Origin of the sequence: Comamonas guangdongensis (genome assembly GCF_041079535.1) — a bacterium.
Lineage (GTDB): Bacteria > Pseudomonadota > Gammaproteobacteria > Burkholderiales > Burkholderiaceae_C > Comamonas > Comamonas guangdongensis.
Map to the genome: position 1 here is coordinate 1 of NZ_JBFYGN010000011.1, position 15,595 is coordinate 15,595.

Here is a 15,595-nt window from a genome sequence, read left to right on the forward strand (position 1 = left end):
TGGTTTAAGTCGCACGCCTGGAAAGCGTGTGTGGGTTAATAGCCCACCGCGGGTTCGAATCCCGCCTGCTCCGCCAAGTTTGAAAACCAAGCTTACCAAGAGCTTGGTTTTTTACTTCTGATGACGAAGTAAAAAAGTTATCGCTGCGGAGCGGTGGATGAGTGGTTTAAGTCGCACGCCTGGAAAGCGTGTGTGGGTTAATAGCCCACCGCGGGTTCGAATCCCGCCTGCTCCGCCAAATGACAAAAGGCCTTGAAGCAATTCAAGGCCTTTTTCGTTTTGGCGACTCGGGCTCACCGACACCACCCTGGCACCAAGCATGGGGGGACTGCGGCAACGCCTCATGGATGTCCAACGCCTCTCAATAGATGCGCAGCTTGCCACGATCAGCAAACCCGCGAACACATCAATCAAGGTCAATTGGCGCTGGCTGGCACGGCAGAGAGTCTGTAATCGGCGCCGAGTCACAAGCCCAGCCGACAGATGCGGCATTCAGGAACAGCGCTTTCGCCTCTGCTACGGAGGAGACAAGAGCAAGAGGAAATAGCGCAGGCCACCAGCAGGGCTGAGGCGCTGGCATTCAGGGATAGCAGGCACCAACCGCGCCAATGGCTCTATGCCGGAATGGTCCGACTGACCGCCAGCTCTGAGTTCCGGTATCGAGGATCAAGACTCACCTCGTCACCCAGCCAATCCAACTGGGGCACAGGATGTTCCTCGGTCGGCAGCTCCACTTCTGCGACGACCAGGCCCGAGAGTTCTTTCTCGAAAACGTCGACTTCGAAGATCAGATCCCCGACGGGAATGCAGTACCTGATCTTCTCGACCCGCCCCAGAGTTGCAAAGCCCGCCAGAAGCGCTTGCGCGTCCTCGAGAGGCACTTCATACTCGAATTCCGCACGGGAGAGGCCCTTGGTCTTGCCTTTCAGCGTCAAGAAACCCCTGTCGCCCGCCACGCGGACCCTAACGACCATGCCGTTATCCGCCAGATAGCCCTGAGCCATCTTGGTCCCGGTCAAGCCCGCCAGCACTGCGGTGTCGCGGACGAGGAATTTACGTTCAATTTCTGTAGCCATATATCAAGCCCTTTCGCCGCTTCTCATTATGAATTTCACCCACGGCGCGAGGCAGGCACTCAGGCCGCTCTGGCCCCAGCCCGTATGCAATCGCGAAACAGCGGTGACTGCATGCACCCAAGCATTGCGGTGGCACCGAGTTCGGATCCGGCGGCACTTTCAACAGCCAGCCATCAGCGCCTTCCGGCATGGGTCATGGGGTGACCGCCATTGTGATGCGCCCACAAACGTCTGGTTCTGGCAAACCCTTCCGCTCAGAGCCAGCAGGCCGGAGCTTAGCGGGCGTCGCTGCTCAGCGATACGCGGATGAAATCGCTAGGAGCCCGTCCGAGTCGTTTGCGGAACATGGTCGAAAAAGCACTGGGACTGTCGTAGCCGAGATCCAGCGCCACCTGCGTGACCGATTGTCCCGCCGACAGCCTGGGCAGTGCGGCCAGCAAACATGCCTGCTGTCGCCATGCTCCAAAGCTCATGCCGGTCTGTTGCCGGAACAGACGGGTGAAAGTGCGCAGGCTTTTGTGCAGCTGCTGTGCCCACTGCTGCGGCGTGGCCTGGATATGGGGCGACCTCAGAAAGCCCTTGCACAGCTTTGCCAGCGACCGATCCTGCGGAATGGGTGCAAACAAAGGCATGGTCTGCGCCAGCCTTACTTCGTGCAGAAGCAGTTGCGCCAACGCACCGTCGCGCCCCTGTTCGTCGTAGAGCGCAGGCATGGACAAGGATGCCAGCAGCAACTGATGCAACAGCGGAGTGACCACCAGCGCCTCGCACTGCGTTCCCGCTCGCGGCGCGGCAGCCGGCTCGATATAGAGGCTGCGTGTGCTGACGCCCTGCATACGCACCCGGTGGCGCTTGCCCGCAGGAATCCACACGCCGCTGTATGGCGGGATGACCCATGCGCCGTCGTCTGTCTCAACCTCCATCAGCCCCGTCATTCCATAGAGCACCTGCGCACGCCGATGCGTGTGACTGTCCAGCAGCGTGCCCGGTGGATAGTCGGTTCCAATGGCAAGCAGAGGCCGTGCCACGGCATCCACGGAAGCTAGAGGGATGTTGTGCATAGGAGGGGTTTGGCTGAAACGAAAGGATTATTGTCCCGCTATCGAAAGACGGCCATACCGTCGCCCTCTATCGTGAGGTTTTGCAACATCACGATGATTTTCTTCCCATGTATTTTCTGCTGCTGTTCTTTGGCGTTGTGGCGGGTGTGACCACCGTCTTGTTTGGTTTCGGTGGCGGCTTTGTAGTCGTTCCGGTTCTGTATTCGGTGCTTGTGGCAACCTACGGTGCCGATAGCGAAGTGGGCCAAGCCGCCATGCACATTGCCGTCGCCACCTCGACCTGCGTGATGATTTTCGGTGCCGGCCTGGCCACGCTGCGTCACCACAGGGCCGGTACCGTGCAATGGGCTCAGGTGCGTCCGCTGCTGGGCTATATCGCTATTGGAGCCGTGCCCGGAGCTATTGCGACGCTTGCCTTGAGTGGAAGCTGGGTTCGCTGGGCATTCATCATCTATCTGGGGCTGACCATCCTCGACAGCCTTCTGCGGCCCGGCTTCATTCAGGAAGCCACGCCGCGGACGCTCGCACCAGTGAAGCCGGCGACCGCCGGAGCCGGAGTGGCGATTGGCGCGATCGCCGCCTTCCTCGGCGTGGGCGGGAGTGTGATGACGGTTCCGCTGATGCGCCGCCGAGGCGCGAGCATGAGCGCCGCGACGGCCGCGGCCAATCCGCTGTCGCTGCCGATGGCGGTGGTGGGCTCCATAAGCTATGCGCTGCTGGCCAGGCACGCTGCGCCAACGGGTGCCTGGCATGCAGGCTTCATCGACTTGCGCGCCTGCCTGGCGCTGGTTATCGGTTCATGGCTGGGCATCCAGGCTGCATCGCCATGGATAGGCAGGATTCCCGACAGCATCCACGCGAAGACCTATCTTGCACTGCTGTGCACCGTCCTGGTGGTAATGCTGCTGATGTAAGTCCAGATGCCGGCTGCAGGCCGATATGCGAGCGTCGCAGGCAGCCTGCCCTACCTGAGCACCGGCGCATTGATGCCGGAGCAGCGGATTTCATCCATTGACTCTATGCAGCGAACTCATGGCTTATAGGCAATCGCCTCGATCTCCACCCTGCTTCCGGCCACATTCTTTGCCTGCAGCGTCGACCGCGATGGCTTGTGGCCGCCAAAGAACTCGCTGTAGACACGGTTGAACGCCTCGAAGTCGAGAATGTCTTCGAGCCAGACGTTGGTCTTTACCACATCCTCCAGCGTGCAACCCGCCAGCGCCAGCACCTGAGCGATATTTTTCAAAGTCTGGCGCGTGTGAGCCTCTATGCCTCCGGGGATGATGCGCCCCTCTTCGTCACGCGCAACCTGACCAGCGACAAAGACAAAGCCGCCGGCCTTGGTGGCCAGCGAGCGCGGCAGGCTTTGTGTTCCCGGATTAGTCTCTGCAAAGCACTCGATCGTCATATGCCATCCTTCACGAATACGAAGTTCAGGCCCGCTCGGTCTCGGCAGGACGAGCGGGTCGCGTGCAGAAGGACTTCTGCCGCTCCCGCTTTTACGCCCGGCCGGCCGGGCCGTCCATCTTTTTCCTCGTCTTGGACGACGCGCGCAAAGACAGAGCCTGCGAGCCAAGCGTGCAAAGCGCGTCGTGCGACATGCGCGGCCGCGATCGCGAGGGAGCGGGCGAGAACGTCCAATTCAACCCGCTGCCTGCGGTGGGTATCGATTCGCGGGAATATGAGTGCTGTCGGCGCATCCAATGTGTAGATCCATCGATTGCCAAGGAGTAAATCATGGGCATAGAGCACAGCAAAATCCTTGCACGCCAAGAGGTCGCACAGGGCACGATGGCGTTTCATATCGCCAAGCCGACGGGATTTGAGTTCCGCCCAGGGCAGGCATTTGAAATCCAGTTGCCGGGGACAGGCTCCGAGACCAGCACAGAGGACCGCGTTCACGCGTTTTCCATCGTCAGTGCGCCACACGAGAACGAACTGATGTTTGCTACGCGTATGCGGGACAGTGTTTACAAGCGCGCTCTTGGAGCCATGCCCGTGGGCGCTGCTCTGGATATCGACGGACCGTTCGGCTCGCTTACCTTGCACAAAAACCTGGCGCGCGCGGCCGTGCTCATTGCCGGCGGGATTGGCATCACGCCTTTCATGAGCATGCTGCGCAGCGCTGCAATGCGGCAGCTGCCGCAGGACCTGGTTCTGCTGTATTCCAATCGCCGCCCCGAAGACGCGGCGTTTCTCTCCGAGCTGCAGACGCTTGAACAGCAATATCCAAGATTCCGCCTCAAAGCCACCATGACAGATATAGCTCACTCTGCCGCAGGCTGGAATGGCGACACCCGGACCATCGATGGTGTCTGGTTGCGACAAGCCATCGAGGGCCTGGCCGAGCCGATTTTCTATGTGGCCGGCCCGCCAGCCATGGTGGCTGCCATGCGCCAGATACTGCTTGCCGCGGGTATCGATGAAGACGATGTGCGCAGCGAGGAGTTCTATGGATATTGAGCCCTTGGCTCAAGGCCCGCGCACCCCGGTCGGCTCTCCGTAGCGCCGATATGCAGTTTTCCACCCGATTGCCGGCCCGGCCTCCGGTGATCGGCATGGATTTTCTGCAGGCTACTTCACCGGATGATCCCGGCGGAAAAGCTTCCACTCATCCATCTCCGAACCATCGGGAAGAGTGCAGATACCTCGTTCGCCAGCAGTCGTCTTCTCAATCCGTGTTTTTCCGCCCAGCTGCGCGCAATACGCGGAGGCGGGATTGGCCATGCCGACCACGGCAGCGGTCGACCCGGTTTGCGCACATCCTCCAGTTGCCGCAACGGCGAGAACTGATCCCGCAATACAGAGTGCTTGTTTCATGCGCTCAATGTACCCTCCCCGCTGCCAGCCGCAGGGCAACAAGCTGGAGATAGGAGCGCTCTATTCCGGCCCGAATAAAAAAGAAATCCGCTCTACTTTTTGTTGCCAATTCATTTCCAGAGGTTTAGAACAGCAGCACCAGAAGCTAGGCCATCCGGACGAAAGCAGCAGCGCCTGTCTCGCCGGGCGCGATGTTGATCACAGGGAGCATCAACGATGTCCGCAAACGACGACTACATCTTAGTGCTCGCGCCCTCTCTGAGCCTGCTGTCCTTGGCCGCCATCCTGGGTGTCTGCTGGTTTGTCCAGCGTCAGCAGCGCTTTCTGCTGTGGCTTTGCTCGGCGTTCACGCTGACGGCCGTCTCTTTGGGCATTCGGAGCCTTCTGCCTTTTGAGCTTCTCAACCACCATGTGGTTGCCGTCAGTGCGCTCTACCTGCTGGGTGCATGGTGCCTCGCCATGGGCTTTGCAGAACGCAGAAACGCCTCCACCCACCCCAAACTAGCGCTGCTGACGAGCTTGATCACCCTGGTCGCCGTGTTCTATTTCACCGGCATCAACCTCTATCTGCCCGGGCGACTGCATGCATTCGGCCTGGGCATAGCCGTGATCCTGCTGCTCCCAGTATCAGATGTTCTAAGGCACGAACGCTCCAAGGACTGGTTGGATCAGACCTTGCTCTGGTCCTATGTGGCCTATGCGGTCTTCACAATGCTCCGGCCTCTGCTGGTCTCCATTTTTGGGCCTGCCGGCCTTGGCGACGCCATGCATCCCAACTCCGCGTACTGGGAAACAACGCTGATCAGCGTGACCTTGTACGCGCTACTCATCACCGTGCTGCTGTGTGCCATCACCATCAGGGCGACCATCGATCAACTGCGCGACGAGCGCGACCACGATGCTTTGACCCAGATTCTGAATCGCCGGGCATTTCACGAGGCGGCCAAGCGGCGACTGGCGGACCAGCGCCTGTATCCCATGGCCGTTCTGGCGGGTGACATAGACCACTTCAAACGCATCAACGACAACTGGGGACATGATCGTGGCGATCAGGTATTGCAGCTGGTCTCTTCCATATTTCAGCGCCATGTGCGCAGCCAGGATCTGGTGGCCCGCTTCGGCGGAGAAGAGTTTGTGCTGCTGCTGACGCGCATCGACCTGCTGGGAGCCGAGCGCCTGGCTCAGCGCATCCGGCTTGAACTCAGCTCCGACAACACCACGCTGCCACCGGGCGCCCGTTTGACGATCAGCTTTGGCATAGCCGCGATCACGGCCCCCCATCAGCTGGCCGAGGCGCTCAAGGAGGCCGACGGGCTGCTGTACAGTGCCAAAAAATCCGGCCGTGATCGCGTGTACCTGCCCGACAGAATGTATCCGGACATCTGCTTTCAAAACACCGTGCCGCAGGATTCTTCGGCCGCATCGCATTTCTAGGATGAAGTGCCAGCGCCTGCCGCGCGCCCCGCCATATGACAAAAGGCCTTGAGATACCTCAAGGCCTTGTCTTTGCCCGCGGCGGGCGCGTGCGGGGAACCCGATTACAGGCCCATGCCCAGAATCGAGTTGTCGGCATGCAGCTCGCTGCCGCTCATGACGCTGGACTCGTCCGACGCAAGAAACAGCACCAGTTGCGCGATGCGCTCGGGCATATAGGCGCGGCCGCCGCGGTTGTGCTTGGCGTCGTGCAGCACCATTTCCTTGCTCACGCCCTTGGGCAGGGAGGCCTGCATCATGGGCGTGTAAATGCCATCGGGGTGAATCGAGTTGACGCGAATCGCATAGCCCTGCTTGCGGCAGTTCAGCGCAGCCGCGCGCGTGAGTGCCGCCACCGCAGCCTTGCTGGCGCTATAGCCGGCATACTGCTCCACCGGCAGCCAGCTCGATACCGATGCCATGTTGATGATAGAGCCGCCCGCCTCCTTCATCGCAGCAATGCCCTGCTGGCAGCCGATGAAGACCGACTCGGTATTGATCTTGAGCAGACGGCTGAAATCCTCGAGCCTTCCGGTCTCCATATCGCCGGGCAGCAAGATGCCTGCATTGTTGACCAGCACATCGAGCCGCCCCAGGCGCTGCTGCACGGCGGCCATGACGCTGCGCCAATCGGCCTCGCTGCTCACATCGTGGCGCACGAACATGGCGCTCTCGCCCAGCTCTGCCGCCAGCTGCTGCCCCTGCATTTGGTTGATATCGCTGAAAGCCACTTTCGCGCCTTCGCCCAGCAGCAGCTTGACCACTTCCAGGCCCACACCGCTGGCTCCGCCGGTGACCAGCGCCACCTTGCCCCGCAAACGCTCCGCCATCTCCGTCTCCTTTTTGTTCCGTGCCCGGCCTCGAACGGGCTTCCCTGTCTTCTTCGATGCGCTGTCGCACATCGACTCTTGACCGAATATTCGCCGCCGCTCTCACCTCCTGTTCGCGGAGTTCCGGAAGCGACAAGACCATTGTTCGATTGCGAACCGGCAGCAACATCGTCAAATAGGACTAGACCGGGCAGAACTTGTCTGCGCACAGCAAAAAGCGGGCTCGAGGCCCGCTTTCTCTGTCGGCAGCGCAAGATCAGCGCTTGATACCGAACACCCCCAGCATCTGTTCCGTCTGCTTCTGCATCTGGCTCAGCATGTTCTGCGACTGCTCCATGTAATTGCTCATCATGGCCTGCATGGCCGGCGGCTGCATGCTCATGAACTGCTTCCAGGCCTCGGGGCTCGCGCCCTGCGACTGCTCGGCCAGCTTGCTCTGGAAATCCGTGAACAGCTGCACGTTCTTCTCGATATAGCTGCCCATGAAACCCTGCATGGCATGGCCGTAGAAACGGATGATGTTGGCCAGCATGGCTTCGGAAAACATGGGGGTCCCGCCCGCCTCTTCCTCCAGGATGATCTGCAGCAGGATGGAGCGCGTCAGGTCCTCGCCGGTCTTCGCATCCTTGATGACCACGGGCTCGCTGTCCATGACCAGTTGCTTGACCTCGGCCAGCGTGATGTAAGACGAGGTGTCCGTGTCATACAGGCGGCGGTTGGGATATTTCTTGATGACGCGCTGACTTGCGGACTGGGCAGCACCCTCATTGTTTTCTTGCATGGCAAGTTCCTCCATGTTATGGGGCAGACCCATTTTTAAATCGACTATTGCACTGCAGCAGATTTTAGGCAGGCTGCAAGCCCCGACGGCAGGCAGTTACCCTGACAAGCCGGATTCATGCGGCCACATTGTCCTCAAGCTCGCAGCAATCTTTGCAATTCATTTGCATAAAACAGGTTTCCATCCGGCCGGGCCAAGCTTGCAGAAGGTTTACAGTGGGCGGGTTGTTTGACGAAAGGTTCAACGAATGGTTTCCACCAAGACATCCAAGGCCTTGTGCCTGGCCGCCGTGCTTGCCGCTGCGGGTTTCATGAGCAGCGCACAAGCCCAGAACGACACGCCTGCAGACGCTGCAGCCCCGGCGGCTGCGGCCGCCCAAGCCGCTCCGGCTGCGCCGGCCGCCCCCAATGTGGATGCCGCTGCCGCCGATGCCGCGCTGCGCAAACGCCTGCAAGCGGTGATCTCCTCGCTGGACGGCAAGAACAAGCTGGCCGCCAGCAACTTCTCCGAGCAATTCCTCAAGAACTCGCCCATAGACGTGGTGCAAAAAGCGCTGGACTCCATGCGCGCCGGCGTTGGCAGCTGCCAGCCCGTGGGCCGCATGCAAAGCTCCTCGCCCATCGCCACCAGCGTGCTGCTGGGCTGCACCAAGGGCTTCGTGCCGCTGGAGCTGGCCGTGGAGCCCCAGGCGCCCTACCGCATCTCGGGCATTTTGCTGCGCCCCGCTTTCTGGAAATAAGGCCCGGCCGTTCTCAAAAATGGGGCCCTCGGGCCCCATTTTTTTGCAACCTCAGACCACCACGGGCTCGGGCTCCAGCCGAATGCCGAAGCGCTCGTACACGCTGGTCTGGATGGCCGCCGCCAGCGTCATGACCTCACCGCCGCTCACACTGCCTTCGCTGCTGTGACGATCGCCGCGATTGACCAGCACCAGTGCCTGCCTGTCGTAGACACCGGCGCGCCCCAGAGTCTTGCCCTTCCAGCCGCAGGCATCGATGAGCCAGCCCGCAGCCAGCTTGATCGAGCCGTCATCCATGGGGTAATGCACGATCTTGGGTTCGCGCGCAATGATGTCGGCGCACTGCTCGGAGCTCACCGTGGGGTTCTTGAAAAAACTGCCGGCATTGCCTATGACTTCCGGATCGGGCAGCTTGGCGCGGCGGATCTCGCACACCCATTCGAAGATCTGCCGGGCCGAAGGTTGCTCGATGCCTTTTTCGGCCTGCTTGCGCTGCAGATCGAGATAGCCTAGATCGGGCTTCCAGTCCTTGGGCAGAGCCAGGCGCACCTGGGTGATAACGGCCCGCCCCTTGAGCCCCAGGCCGCGCGGCATGGCCACGGTGCCGGTGAGCGGCCAGTACTTGGGCTGAGCCGGCGCATGCTTGAACACGGAATCGCGGTAGCCGAAAGCACACTGGGCTGCATTCAGGCTGAACTGCTCGCCCGTGGCCAGGTCGATGGCGTCCAGAGAGTCGAAGCGGTCCTGCAACTCCAGCCCGTAGGCGCCGATGTTCTGCACGGGCGCCGCGCCCACGGTGCCGGGAATCAGGGCCATATTCTCCAACCCGGTATAGCCCTGGGACAGGGTCCAGGCCACCATATCGTGCCAGCGCTCGCCGGCGCCGACCTCCACGATCCAGTGCCTGTCGGTCTCGCGCAGCAGGCGCATGCCCATGATTTCCATCTTGAGCACGACCGGAGCCACATCGCCGGTCAACACCACATTGCTGCCGCCGCCCAGCACAAACACCGGCTGACGCCCCCACAAAGGATCTTTCAGGAACTGGCGAATATCGTCCTGACTACGAATGCGCACCAAGGTTTCGGCGCGCGCGGCAATGCCAAAGGTGTTGCAATGCTGCAGGGGAACATTTTTCTCGACTAACATCCACCCCATTGTCGCACTGAGCCTGCTCCGCTGCAGGCAAGCACCGCATCACAGGTCGGCGCACTGCGACTGTTTACTGCTCTGATACTGATAGGAATAAAACCATGCCTTCTTTTGACACTGTTTGCGAAGCCGATTTCGTCGAAGTAAAGAACGCTGTTGACAACGCCACCAAGGAAATTGGCACCCGTTTTGACTTCAAGGGTACCTCAGCTGCAGTCGAGCTCAAGGACAAGGAAATCACCATGTATGGCGATGCCGAGTTCCAGCTTCAGCAAGTCGAAGACCTGTTGCGCAACAAGCTGACCAAGCGCAATGTGGACGTGCGCTTCCTCGACATTCAAAAGGCCCAGAAGATCGGTGGAGACAAGGTCAAGCAGGTCATCAAGGTCAAGAACGGCATCGAATCCGATTTGGCCAAGCAGCTGCAAAAACTGATGAAGGAAAGCAAGCTCAAGGTGCAGGCTGCAATTCAGGAGGACAAGGTTCGCATCACCGGCGCCAAGCGCGACGATCTGCAGGCCGCCATGGCACTGATCCGCAAGGATCTGGCTGAACACCCGCTGTCGTTCAACAACTTCCGGGATTAAGCCCCCGCGCTCGTTTGCAGCACGGGCGGCTCCGGCTCCAAGCCGCCGGGCAGCGACCACAACGCAATGGATCACTGAAATGAACCCTCACGGCCGTACCGGTTTCCTGCTTGCGGCGGCGCTGGCTGCGGTGCTTCCTCTGGCTGCGCATGCCCAGTCCGTGGCTCTTACGGGCGTGCTGGGCGGCAAGGCCTTGCTGGTGGTCAATGGCAGCCCGCCCAAGGCGCTGGCAGCCAACGAGACCCACCAGGGCGTGCGCCTGCTGCAGATCAGCGGCGATACCGCCGTCGTGGACATCCAGGGCCAGCGCCAGACCCTGCGCCTGGGCGAGGCTCCGGTGAGCGTCGGCAGCCGCGGCGGTGCTGGCGGCGGCTCGCGCTCCGGTCGCGTGGTGCTGATCGCCGACTCCCGCGGGCACTTCATAGACCGGGGCCTGATCAACGGCAAGACCATGCAGTACATGGTGGACACCGGCGCCAGCACCATTGCCATAGGCCGGCCCGATGCCGAGCGCATGGGCCTGCCGTTCCAGCAAGGCACGCCCGTGCTGATGCGCACGGCCAACGGCACGGCCCAGGGCTGGCATATCAAGCTCGACAGCGTGCGGGTCGGCGAAGTGGATCTCTACGATGTGGACGCCATCGTGGCGCCCCAGTCCATGCCCTATGTGCTGCTGGGCAACAATCTGCTGTCGCAGTTCCAGATGACGCGCAAGGGCAATGAAATGGTGCTGGAAAGGCGCTGATCAGCGATGCAAACCCGCCACGACGAACCTTACGAAGACCTGCTGGGTCTGTGGTCGGACCTGGAGGCCGCACTGTCCGTGCTGTTGACCGAGCCGCTGCGCATCCCGGGCTTTGCGGTCAAGCTGCACCAGCTCGATCTCTGGCTGCAGGACCTGATCGCGCACGACACGGATACGGCCCTGTATCTGATGTTCCAGCGCGCGGGCGCCACCACCGTAGGCTACAGCCCCTCCCACGCCCTGATCTGCGCCGGCCTGTGCCATGTGCTGGCCCAGGCGCTGCAGCTCGCGCGCAGCGAGCGCGACACCTTGATCCATGCGGCGCTGACCATGAATATCGGCATGACGCGGCTGCAGAACCAGCTGGCCGAGCAGCGCGAGCCGCTCTCGGCCCAGCAGGCCGAGGCCGTGAAGCGCCATCCCGTGGAAGGCCGGCTGGTGCTGGAGCGCCTGCAGGTGCGCGATGAGCTGTGGCTGGAAACCGTGCTGCGCCACCATGGGGTGCTGCCGCCGGCGCCGCTGGTACAGTTGCAGCCCTTGCAGCGCCTGGTGCGCATCCTGGGCACCGTGGACCGCTATGCGGCCCTGATCAGCCCGCGCAAGACCCGCAGCGGCCGCACCTCCACCGAGTCGCTGCAGATCCTGCAGCAGGACAGCCAGTACGCCGATGAAGTCAAGCAGGCCCTGGCCCAGGTGGTGGGCCTGTACCCGCCCGGCACCTATGTGCAGCTGGGCAATGGCGAGATCGCCGTCGTGCTGCGCCGCGGCGCCGAACCCGGTGAGCCGCAGATGGCCAGCGTGATCGACGCCAGCGGCCACGGCCTGTACCCGCCCATCTGGCACCCGGAAAGCCGCAGGCCGCCCATAGAATCGGCGCTCTCGCGCTCTTCCATCACGCTAGACTTGGACCTGCGCTCCATGGCGCAGCTGGGCATACACAGCGCACGCGGCAACAAGGCGCTGTACCGCATGGTGCAGCTGCCGGGCAGCAAGGCCTTCTGAGTGCTCAAAGAGCCTGGGCGGCCCACAGCCCCGCATGGTGACCGCGTGTGAAAGCTTCTTCGAGCACCGAGTAACCTGCCCAGTCCGCATGCGCAAACAGCAGCCGCGGCGTCGCCGGTGTCGGCAGGCCCGTCACACGCTCCCCGTTCAATAGCAGCTTGCGCCTGCCAGGGCTTGCCTGCAGCGCGATCTGACTTAGGACTGCCTGATCACCGGGACGCGGAATCGCCATCGCATGGCCGTAGCGCGTGATCTCCATGCGCGTGGCTCGCGCGAGCAGATCGGGATGGGGCAGGCTCAAGCTGCGGACGATGCGCTCGCGCCAGAAGGCGAAAGGCTGCTGCAGCAGCTGCCGGCGGCCATCGGCCCAGTCGCCAAGCGCCTGGTAGTAGCTCAGCACCGTTGGCCGGCGGCTCACGCGGTCCAGGCGCTGGTTGCCCGCATCCACATAGCCCAGGCCGCCCGTGTTGCCGTCCTGGTACAGCACGTTGTCCCAGGCCGGCTCGGCGCCCGGGTAGTCGGCCAGTTGGCGATCGATATGGATATTGGCCACCAGCCAGGGCGCCCAGTCCAGCCGGGATGCCACCGTGCGCAGAAAATCCGGCGGGTTGCGCAGCACCCGGGCCGCAACAAAGGCCGGCAAAGCCAGCACGCAGCGCTTGGCCAGCCAGCGTTCATGCTGGCCGCGGCCATGGTGATAGGTGTCGACCTGCACGCCATCCCGGCCTTCGGTGACGGCCAGCACGCTGCAATCGGTCTGCAAGCGCGTGTTCCGCAGCCGCGCCACCAGTTGCTGCGACAACCAGCCATTGCCCTGAGGCCAGGTCAGAACCTGCTCGCCTTCATCGTCCTGGCCGGGCGCCGCTGCCTGGCGCGAGGCATGGAAGCCATGGCGGCTGGCGAAATAGTGGATGCCGGCCCAGGCCGAGACCCGGCCCAGGCCCGCGCCGAAATCATCGCGGCAGCAGTAGTCCAGATACCAGAGCAGGCGCTCGTCGGCCAGCCCCTGGGCCGCCAGCCAGCGATCAAAACGCAAGGCATCGAGCTCGGCATGGGCGGCCGGCAGCCGTCCCTCGCGCTGCCAGACGCGTATCGAGGGCATGGCGAAAGGCGCGCTGCGCGCGGCATGCTTCACCGCATTTTCGAAGCGCGCATATTGATCGAGCGTGCTCTGGCTCACGCCCTGCACGGGCAGCAGGCCTTCCTGCCAGTTGCCCTGGAAGTACAGGCGCTCCTGCGGGCTGTGGCAGAGATGGCGCTCGTCATAGCTCCAGCGGCCCCCCTCGCGCCGGCGCAGGCCCAGCTCCTCCAGCCAGTCCTGCACCTCGCTGGCATCGTCGCCGGGCAAGGGCAGATAGTGGGCGCCAAGCGGACAGGGCAGACCTTGAAGCTGCCCGCCCTGGCTGTTGCCGCCCATGGCGGTCTGCGTGTCGAGCAGGGCTGCGCCCTGCACTCCGGCCAGCTCCAGTGCGCGCGCCGCGGCCAGACCCGCCATGCCGCCGCCCGCGATCAGCACCGGCGCGCGATGGCTCGCTGCCGGCGCCGGCAGCTCCAGTCCCTGGGCCAGGCGTTGCCAGAAGGGGCGCAGAGCATGAGCACGCTCCAGCGCCACGCCGCTGAAGCCGCCGGGCAGATCCTCGAGCCCGGGTGCGGCGGGCGAGCAGCCGGCCAGCAGCGCCGCCGCCCCGGCCAGCCGCAGGCATTGACGACGATCGACGGCCGTGCCCACCATCAGTGCTCCACCTTGCCCCACTCGCGCTCGTAGGTGTTGACCAGCACCTGGTTGGACAGGCGGTTCACCTCGGCGGGGACGCGCGCCATATCGAGCGGGAAGTCGAACATCAGGCGCAACGTGGGCGCCGTGAGAAAGCGCATGCCCGGCGGCAAGCCGGGAGGCTCGCGCCAGGGCCGGTGGCTGGCCAGCACAAAGCCCCATTCGCCGAAGCTGGGCACATGCACATGGTAGGGCGTGGCCCTCAGGCCCACGGACTCCACGGTCTGCACCACGGTCCAGAAGCTCTGCCGCGCAATCAGCGGCGAGGTGGTCTGTACCACCGCATAGCCGCTGGCGGCCAGGCGTTTGTCCAGCAGCGCATAAAAGCTGTTGGTGAACAGCTTGCCGATCGCGAAATTGGTCGGATCGGGAAAGTCCACGATGATCACATCGAAGATGTCGCCGCCCTGCTGCAACCACTGGAAGGCATCGGTGTTGACGATGGTAACGCGCGGGTCGCGCAGCGCATCCTGGTTGAGTGCGCGCATCATGGCGTTGTCCTTGAACAGGCCGGTCATGGCAGGGTCCAGCTCCACCAGGGTGACCGCTTCCACGCCCGGGTACTTGAGCAGCTCGCGCACCGCCATGCCGTCGCCGCCGCCCAGCACCGCCACCTTTCTGGGAGCACCATGCGCCGCCATGGCCGGATGCACCAGGGCTTCGTGGTAGCGGTACTCGTCGCTCTGGGCAAACTGCAGATTGCCATTCAGATACAGGCGCGCGCCCTGGCGCCCCTGGGTGACCACGATGCGTTGATAGGCCGTGGCACTGCTCAGCACGATGCGGTCCTGGTAGAAATGCTCGTCGGCCAGCCGCGTCAGATGGTCGGCGCCCCAGATGCCGCCGGCCAGCGCCAGCATCACGCCCGCACAGGCCCAGGCATGGGCGCGCAGATGGCGCAACTCGTTCTTGAACAGCAGCAGCGCCCAGACGGCAACGGCGGCATTCATGAAGCCGAACAGCAGGCCGGTGCGCACCAGGCCCAGCTTGGGCACCAGCACGATGGGAAAGGCCAGCGACACGGCCAGCGCGCCCAGATAGTCGAAGGTCAGCACCTGCGAGACCAGGTCCTTGAGCGTGGCATTGCGCTTGAGTATGCGCATGACCAGCGGAATCTCCAGCCCGACCAGCGTGCCCACCAGCAGCACCATGCCGTAGAGCAGCAGGCGGAAGGCCGCGGGCGCATAGGCATTGGCCAGGAACAGCACGGCGGGCAAGGCGCCGCCGATCAGGGCCACCATCAGCTCGACACGCAGAAAATGCGCGGGCAGCTGATCCTCGAAATAGCGCGACAGCCATGAGCCTATGCCCATGGCAAACAGATAGGTGCCGATGATGGTGGAGAACTGCAGCACCGAATCACCGAGCAGATAGGAGGCCAGAGCTCCCGCCGACAGCTCGTACAGCAGACCGCAGGCCGCAATCACGAACACGCTGGCCAGCAGCGCCACATCGATGGGCCGCGGCCCCGCCGCCTTCACATTCGTCAAACCGCCCTCAACTTTCAGAAAAATGGCCCCCACGCTTGCTCACTCGCGTGTAGCCGCTGCCCCCC

General features: G+C 62.8%; 16 protein-coding genes and 1 tRNA gene. 8 read left to right on the forward strand and 9 right to left on the reverse strand.

Annotated features, from left to right (window positions below; genetic code table 11):
- Positions 1-147: 147 nt before the first annotated feature.
- A tRNA-Ser gene (locus AB6724_RS11295) sits at positions 148-238 on the forward strand.
- Positions 239-614: 376 nt separating this feature from the next.
- Here AB6724_RS11295 and AB6724_RS11300 read toward each other — a convergent pair.
- On the reverse strand, positions 615-1,076 hold the full coding sequence (locus tag AB6724_RS11300; RefSeq protein ID WP_369338620.1) for a CYTH domain-containing protein: 462 nt from the start codon (positions 1,074-1,076) through the stop codon (positions 615-617).
- Positions 1,077-1,351: 275 nt separating this feature from the next.
- Positions 1,352-2,137, reverse strand: coding sequence for an AraC family transcriptional regulator (locus AB6724_RS11305; RefSeq protein ID WP_369338621.1), 786 nt, complete (start codon positions 2,135-2,137; stop codon positions 1,352-1,354).
- Positions 2,138-2,244: 107 nt separating this feature from the next.
- On the opposite strand from AB6724_RS11305, the gene AB6724_RS11310 reads away from it, so the two are divergent.
- The gene (locus AB6724_RS11310; protein WP_369338622.1) at positions 2,245-3,051 is read left to right on the forward strand and encodes a sulfite exporter TauE/SafE family protein; all 807 of its coding nucleotides are present in this window, start codon (positions 2,245-2,247) and stop codon (positions 3,049-3,051) included.
- A 116-nt stretch (positions 3,052-3,167) separates the two neighbouring features.
- On the opposite strand, the gene AB6724_RS11315 is transcribed toward AB6724_RS11310, so the two are convergent.
- A complete protein-coding gene (locus AB6724_RS11315) occupies positions 3,168-3,545 on the reverse strand; it encodes a RidA family protein (RefSeq protein ID WP_369338623.1) in 378 nt (125 codons plus the stop codon).
- A gap of 329 nt (positions 3,546-3,874) precedes the next feature.
- Between AB6724_RS11315 and AB6724_RS11320 the strand changes: the two genes are divergently transcribed.
- Positions 3,875-4,600: a ferredoxin--NADP reductase gene (locus tag AB6724_RS11320; protein ID WP_369338624.1), complete on the forward strand. Its 726-nt coding sequence runs from the start codon at positions 3,875-3,877 to the stop codon at positions 4,598-4,600.
- A 111-nt stretch (positions 4,601-4,711) separates the two neighbouring features.
- Here the strand turns inward: AB6724_RS11320 and AB6724_RS11325 are convergent, their stop codons facing one another.
- Positions 4,712-4,957: a putative hemolysin gene (locus AB6724_RS11325; RefSeq protein WP_369338625.1), complete on the reverse strand. Its 246-nt coding sequence runs from the start codon at positions 4,955-4,957 to the stop codon at positions 4,712-4,714.
- A 216-nt stretch (positions 4,958-5,173) separates the two neighbouring features.
- Between AB6724_RS11325 and AB6724_RS11330 the strand changes: the two genes are divergently transcribed.
- Positions 5,174-6,391, forward strand: a complete 1,218-nt coding sequence (locus AB6724_RS11330) for a GGDEF domain-containing protein (protein ID WP_439329860.1) — start codon at positions 5,174-5,176, stop codon at positions 6,389-6,391.
- Positions 6,392-6,495: 104 nt separating this feature from the next.
- On the opposite strand, the gene AB6724_RS11335 is transcribed toward AB6724_RS11330, so the two are convergent.
- Both AB6724_RS11335 and phaR read right to left on the reverse strand, forming a co-directional pair.
- Positions 6,496-7,260 carry an SDR family oxidoreductase gene (locus AB6724_RS11335; protein ID WP_369338627.1) on the reverse strand — a complete coding sequence of 255 codons (765 nt, stop codon included), beginning with the start codon at positions 7,258-7,260 and terminating at the stop codon, positions 6,496-6,498.
- Positions 7,261-7,516: 256 nt separating this feature from the next.
- Entirely contained in the window at positions 7,517-8,041 is a 525-nt protein-coding gene (phaR, locus tag AB6724_RS11340) for a polyhydroxyalkanoate synthesis repressor PhaR (RefSeq protein WP_369338628.1), read from the reverse strand.
- A gap of 247 nt (positions 8,042-8,288) precedes the next feature.
- On the opposite strand from phaR, the gene AB6724_RS11345 reads away from it, so the two are divergent.
- Complete coding sequence (locus AB6724_RS11345) at positions 8,289-8,780, forward strand: hypothetical protein (protein WP_369338629.1); 492 nt, start codon at positions 8,289-8,291, stop codon at positions 8,778-8,780.
- A 51-nt stretch (positions 8,781-8,831) separates the two neighbouring features.
- On the opposite strand, the gene murB is transcribed toward AB6724_RS11345, so the two are convergent.
- On the reverse strand, positions 8,832-9,929 hold the full coding sequence (gene murB, locus AB6724_RS11350; protein ID WP_369338630.1) for a UDP-N-acetylmuramate dehydrogenase: 1,098 nt from the start codon (positions 9,927-9,929) through the stop codon (positions 8,832-8,834).
- Between the two features lie 104 nt (positions 9,930-10,033).
- Here murB and AB6724_RS11355 point away from each other — a divergent pair, with 104 nt between their 5' ends.
- The 3 genes from AB6724_RS11355 to AB6724_RS11365 all read left to right on the forward strand — a co-directional run bounded on the left by AB6724_RS11355 (position 10,034) and on the right by AB6724_RS11365 (position 12,266).
- Positions 10,034-10,519: a YajQ family cyclic di-GMP-binding protein gene (locus tag AB6724_RS11355; RefSeq protein WP_369338631.1), complete on the forward strand. Its 486-nt coding sequence runs from the start codon at positions 10,034-10,036 to the stop codon at positions 10,517-10,519.
- Between the two features lie 79 nt (positions 10,520-10,598).
- A complete protein-coding gene (locus AB6724_RS11360; RefSeq protein ID WP_369338632.1) occupies positions 10,599-11,264 on the forward strand; it encodes a retropepsin-like aspartic protease family protein in 666 nt (221 codons plus the stop codon).
- 6 nt (positions 11,265-11,270) lie between these two features.
- Positions 11,271-12,266, forward strand: coding sequence for an HD-GYP domain-containing protein (locus AB6724_RS11365; protein ID WP_369338633.1), 996 nt, complete (start codon positions 11,271-11,273; stop codon positions 12,264-12,266).
- A 4-nt stretch (positions 12,267-12,270) separates the two neighbouring features.
- On the opposite strand, the gene AB6724_RS11370 is transcribed toward AB6724_RS11365, so the two are convergent.
- Entirely contained in the window at positions 12,271-13,998 is a 1,728-nt protein-coding gene (locus tag AB6724_RS11370) for an FAD-dependent oxidoreductase (RefSeq protein WP_439329861.1), read from the reverse strand.
- Positions 13,998-15,530: a polyamine aminopropyltransferase gene (locus AB6724_RS11375; RefSeq protein WP_369338634.1), complete on the reverse strand. Its 1,533-nt coding sequence runs from the start codon at positions 15,528-15,530 to the stop codon at positions 13,998-14,000. Before AB6724_RS11375 ends, AB6724_RS11370 begins: the two co-directional genes overlap by 1 nt.
- Positions 15,531-15,595: the final 65 nt, after the last annotated feature.

Coding starts and splice junctions, on each gene's coding strand:
- AB6724_RS11300 (WP_369338620.1), bottom strand. CDS start 1,076: ATGGCTACAGAAATTGAACGTAAATTCCTCGTCCGCGACACCGCAGTG.
- AB6724_RS11305 (WP_369338621.1), bottom strand. CDS start 2,137: ATGCACAACATCCCTCTAGCTTCCGTGGATGCCGTGGCACGGCCTCTG.
- AB6724_RS11310 (WP_369338622.1), top strand. CDS start 2,245: ATGTATTTTCTGCTGCTGTTCTTTGGCGTTGTGGCGGGTGTGACCACC.
- AB6724_RS11315 (WP_369338623.1), bottom strand. CDS start 3,545: ATGACGATCGAGTGCTTTGCAGAGACTAATCCGGGAACACAAAGCCTG.
- AB6724_RS11320 (WP_369338624.1), top strand. CDS start 3,875: ATGGGCATAGAGCACAGCAAAATCCTTGCACGCCAAGAGGTCGCACAG.
- AB6724_RS11325 (WP_369338625.1), bottom strand. CDS start 4,957: ATGAAACAAGCACTCTGTATTGCGGGATCAGTTCTCGCCGTTGCGGCA.
- AB6724_RS11330 (WP_439329860.1), top strand. CDS start 5,174: ATGTCCGCAAACGACGACTACATCTTAGTGCTCGCGCCCTCTCTGAGC.
- AB6724_RS11335 (WP_369338627.1), bottom strand. CDS start 7,260: ATGGCGGAGCGTTTGCGGGGCAAGGTGGCGCTGGTCACCGGCGGAGCC.
- phaR (WP_369338628.1), bottom strand. CDS start 8,041: ATGCAAGAAAACAATGAGGGTGCTGCCCAGTCCGCAAGTCAGCGCGTC.
- AB6724_RS11345 (WP_369338629.1), top strand. CDS start 8,289: ATGGTTTCCACCAAGACATCCAAGGCCTTGTGCCTGGCCGCCGTGCTT.
- murB (WP_369338630.1), bottom strand. CDS start 9,929: ATGTTAGTCGAGAAAAATGTTCCCCTGCAGCATTGCAACACCTTTGGC.
- AB6724_RS11355 (WP_369338631.1), top strand. CDS start 10,034: ATGCCTTCTTTTGACACTGTTTGCGAAGCCGATTTCGTCGAAGTAAAG.
- AB6724_RS11360 (WP_369338632.1), top strand. CDS start 10,599: ATGAACCCTCACGGCCGTACCGGTTTCCTGCTTGCGGCGGCGCTGGCT.
- AB6724_RS11365 (WP_369338633.1), top strand. CDS start 11,271: ATGCAAACCCGCCACGACGAACCTTACGAAGACCTGCTGGGTCTGTGG.
- AB6724_RS11370 (WP_439329861.1), bottom strand. CDS start 13,998: ATGGTGGGCACGGCCGTCGATCGTCGTCAATGCCTGCGGCTGGCCGGG.